This window comes from Salinivirga sp. (assembly GCF_035268865.1).
In the GTDB taxonomy this organism is placed as follows: domain Bacteria; phylum Bacteroidota; class Bacteroidia; order Bacteroidales; family Salinivirgaceae; genus Salinivirga.
Genome location: NZ_DATFKB010000240.1, coordinates 1 through 4,237, shown reverse-complemented (window position 1 = coordinate 4,237; position 4,237 = coordinate 1). Strand labels below are relative to the sequence as shown.

Annotated in this window: 4 protein-coding genes; all 4 read left to right on the top strand. The window is 43.0% G+C overall.

The genetic code is table 11. The features are described 5' to 3' along the window. On the top strand, positions 1-819 hold an 819-nt coding region (locus VJ937_RS14560), incomplete at its 5' end, for an ABC transporter permease (protein WP_324068313.1). A gap of 23 nt (positions 820-842) precedes the next feature. Then, entirely contained in the window at positions 843-1,982 is a 1,140-nt protein-coding gene (locus VJ937_RS14555; protein WP_324068311.1) for an efflux RND transporter periplasmic adaptor subunit, read from the top strand. Between the two features lie 122 nt (positions 1,983-2,104). After that, the gene (locus tag VJ937_RS14550; RefSeq protein WP_324068309.1) at positions 2,105-2,914 is read left to right on the top strand and encodes a hypothetical protein; all 810 of its coding nucleotides are present in this window, start codon (positions 2,105-2,107) and stop codon (positions 2,912-2,914) included. Between the two features lie 45 nt (positions 2,915-2,959). Then, positions 2,960-4,237: rhodanese-like domain-containing protein (locus VJ937_RS14545; RefSeq protein ID WP_324068307.1), on the top strand; the 1,278-nt coding region annotated here is incomplete at its 3' end.

Sequence of the window (4,237 nt, the reverse complement as noted above, 5' to 3'; positions counted from 1 at the left end):
CGCTTTATAAACGAAATGGATATAGAACGACGTCGTAAAATAGTAGTGATTGGCGAACGTGTTAAAGAAATACTTTTTGACAAAGGAGAAGAGCCTCTGAATAAATTTATTCGTATAAACGGGGTATACTTTCAAGTTGTTGGCGTATTTAAATCGAAAAAAAACGGTCAACAGGCAGATAACGAAAACCAAAACGTACACATACCTTTCACAACCCTACAAAGGCTTTACAATTATGGCGATAAGGTTTTCTGGTATGCCATGACAAGCCACAAAACCACAAGTGTTTCTGCCGTGGCAGACGAAGTAATGGAGGTGGTAAAACGCAGGCATGATATTGCTCCACACGACGACCAGGCCATTGGGCATTTTAATGTTGAAGAGCAATTCATGAAAGTACAGAATCTATTTACCGGCATCAACATACTCATATGGCTGGTGGGTATCGGCACCCTTCTGGCAGGAGTAATTGGCGTTTCCAATATCATGCTAGTAGTAGTGCGCGAAAGGACTAAAGAAATTGGCATACGCCGTGCAATTGGTGCAAAACCCGTCAAAATTACGAATCAAATCCTGTTGGAGTCGCTGGTACTGACAGCTTCTGCTGGTTGGATGGGGTTGGTTTTTGGCGTAGGACTAATTGAACTGATAAACTCAGCCATGGGAGAAGGCTCAGATTTCTTTAGTAACCCAACCGTCAATTTCAGTGTAGCCATTACTGCATTAACCATTTTGGTTATATCGGGTGTAATGGCTGGAATGCTGCCGGCCAAGAGAGCACTCAGAATTAAACCGATTGAAGCATTAAGAACCGAATAAAAAATCATTATAAACTTAAAACCATGAAAAAGTTTTTTCGCATTTTACTGTATGTCATTATTGGTGTTGTTTTTATTGGCACCATTGGCTTCCTTTATCAAAAATCGCAACCCAAAGAAAAAATATACGAAATAGAGAAGCCGTTTATGACCGACATTGAAAACAAAACTGTTGCTACCGGCACCATTATTCCGCGTAAAGAGGTAGAAATTAAACCACGCGTAAGTGGAATTGTGACAGAAATTTATGTTGAGCCGGGTAAGGTACTCAAAGAGGGCGACCTGATTGCTAAAGTTACGGTTGTACCCGACATGGTAAGCCTCAACAATGCAGAAGCACGTTTAGAGCAAGCCAAAATTAGCAAAAAAGATGCTCAAAGAAAGTATGACCGGCAGAAGTCGCTTTTCGATAAAGGGGTAATACCGGTTGCCGATCTTGAACAGGCAGAAATTGCTTTAAAAAACGCAGAAAGCGAACTTGATGCAGCAGAAAACAATGTAAACCTCATTAAAGAAGGGGTATCGGCAAAGAAAGGTTCTCTAACGAACACGCTCATCAGGAGCACAATAGATGGAATGGTACTCGACATCCCGGTTGAACAGGGAAATTCAGTAATTGAAAGTAATACATTCAACGATGGAACAACTATAGCAGTGGTTGCCAATATGAACGAAATGATTTTTGAAGGAAAAATCGATGAAAGCGAAGTGGGAAAAATACGCGAGGGTATGCCACTGAAACTCACTGTGGGTGCACTTGAAGATGTAACGTACGATGCAAAACTGGAATACATTGCTCCCAAGGGCGAAGAAGAAGAGGGCGCTGTAAAATTCAAAATCAAAGCAGCAGTGGAACTCAAAAAAGACTACTTTATTCGTTCGGGTTATTCCGCAACAGCCGACATTGTACTGGAGCGGAAAGACAGCGTAATGGCCATAAAAGAGAGCCTCATAAAATTTGAAGATGAAGGAGACTCTGTGTATGTGGAAGTAGAAACTGAACCACAACAATTCGAAAAACGCTATATTGACGTAGGCATAAGCGATGGTATAAACATAGAAGTGCTTAGCGGCCTCGAAAAAGATACGCGCCTAAAATCAAAACAATTGATTAAAGAACAGAAAAAAGAAAAGCAGCAGGAAGAATCTGAAGAAAAAGCGTAATAGTGATAAATATACCATGAAAGCTGCCTCACCGGGGCAGCTTTTTTTTGTGATAAAAAGGTCGTAACTTTCGTGTAGTATCTGAAAAAACACTACTTGCTATCTATCAAAAAAGAAAACATATGGAACTTTATAACAAAACCGACCAAAAAATTCACTTGTTAAGTCAACCCATTGCAAAGGCTAACCGCACGTTTGTCCAGGCAAAAAAAGATGACAGCCACACAAATCTCTACTTCGACCCCCTTTCCAATCGGATTCTTGGGCGCTGGATAGATACCGGTAAAGGCAAAGTAATACTTGCCCTTAATCTCACAAAACAAACGTACGAGTGGCTCAACGATAAACTTATTCCTATTGCAGCAGTAGCTTACTCCACAAAAACAATGGACGAAATAGAAACTGAAATTGCCGAATCACTGATGATACTGGGCATAAGCCCCGATGGATATAAAGATCCTATGCACTACAAAATACCCGAATATGACTTCATAAATGAAGCCTTTGAGCTGATAAATGCCGAAAATATCTCACAGTGGACACATTTCAGAAAACTGGCCAATGAAACCTGCCAGCTTGTGCTGGGACACCTGCAAATTGAAAAAGAGATCAGGATTTGGCCCCACCATTTTGATACCGGCATTTACATTGAACCCAATGACGATCTGGGTATTGGATTTGGTCTGGCCATGGAAGACGACATGGTGGAAGCACCATACTTTTACCTGAGCGGATATTCAAAAACTGGCAAAATTAATTACCTAAACCTGCCTGACATCTCCCCTGCCCGCTGGGAATTAACTGAAAACTGGGAAGGTGCAGTACTTCCAATTAACACTCTGGAAGATACACCCTACAAAAGCTTTCAGAAAACACTCATAGATTACCTCAACAAATCACTTGAGTGGTACCTGCAAATGAGAATTGAATAGAATCAACAAATATTTCTATGAGACGTTAATTGATAAAAATACTTTATGCCAGAGATAAAAAACATTTCCACCAAAGAAGCTATTCAGAAACAAAACAACAAAAAATCAATTTTCATAGACTCCAGACCGGTAGATGCTTTTAACGGATGGCGGCTTAAAAACGAATCCCGTGGCGGGCACATACCCGGGGCCATCAGCCTTGACGCCAAATGGACCAAATACATCGACTGGATTGAAATTGTAAGGCAAAAGGGTATCGTGCCAGAAGATGACATTGTCATTTATGGGTACGGTGAGTCTCCAAATAACGAGGTGGCCTCCATGTTTGCCACTGCAGGATACCAAAATATTGTCATTTACCCCTACTTTACTACCGAATGGATTCCAAACACTGACCTGCCGCTAAAAAAGCTGGCACGTTACAAAAACCTCGTCCCTGCCCAATGGCTAAAAAAGGCCTTAGATGGTAAAAAAGTTGAGCACCTCGAGGGCGAAAACCTGGTAATTTGCCATGCACATTATCAAAACCCAAAAGATTATGATTCGGGGCATATCCCCGGAGCCATACCTATGGATACCAACTGGCTGGAATCTATGGAAACATGGAACCGCAGGTCACCCGAAGAGATTAAAACCGTACTCGAAAAATCAGGCATCACCCAAAACAGCACAGTAGTAGTTTATGGCCGATTTGCCGCTCCGCGCAACGAAGACCCTTTTCCGGGCAGCAGCGCCGGTCACCTCGGAGCCATGCGCATCGCATTCATTCTGCTTTATGCTGGGGTAAAAGATGTAAAAATACTGAATGGTGGATTACAATCCTGGAAAGATGCCGGTTATGAGATTACATCCATACCCACAGAACCTGAAACTTCAGCTGATTTTGGAGCAGAAATCCCCGGTCGACCCGAGCTTGCCGTTGATGTTCCACAAGCCAAAGAGATGCTGCAATCAGCTGATGCCAATTTGGTTTGCATACGCAGCTGGAAAGAATACATCGGTGAAGTAAGCGGTTACAACTACATTGAAAAAACCGGCCGTATACCCGGTGCCGTCTTTGGCAATTGCGGTTCTGATGCCTACCACATGGAAAACTACCGCCATTTGGACCACACCATGCGCGCTTTCCCCGAAACAGCTGAAATATGGGAAGATGCGGGCATTACACCCAATAAACACAACGCCTTTTATTGTGGAACTGGCTGGCGCGGCAGCGAAGCATTCCTCAACGCATGGCTCATGGGTTGGCCCCGCGTATCGGTATACGACGGCGGCTGGTTCGAGTGGAGCAACGACCCCGCCAACCCAATTGAAACCGGCCAC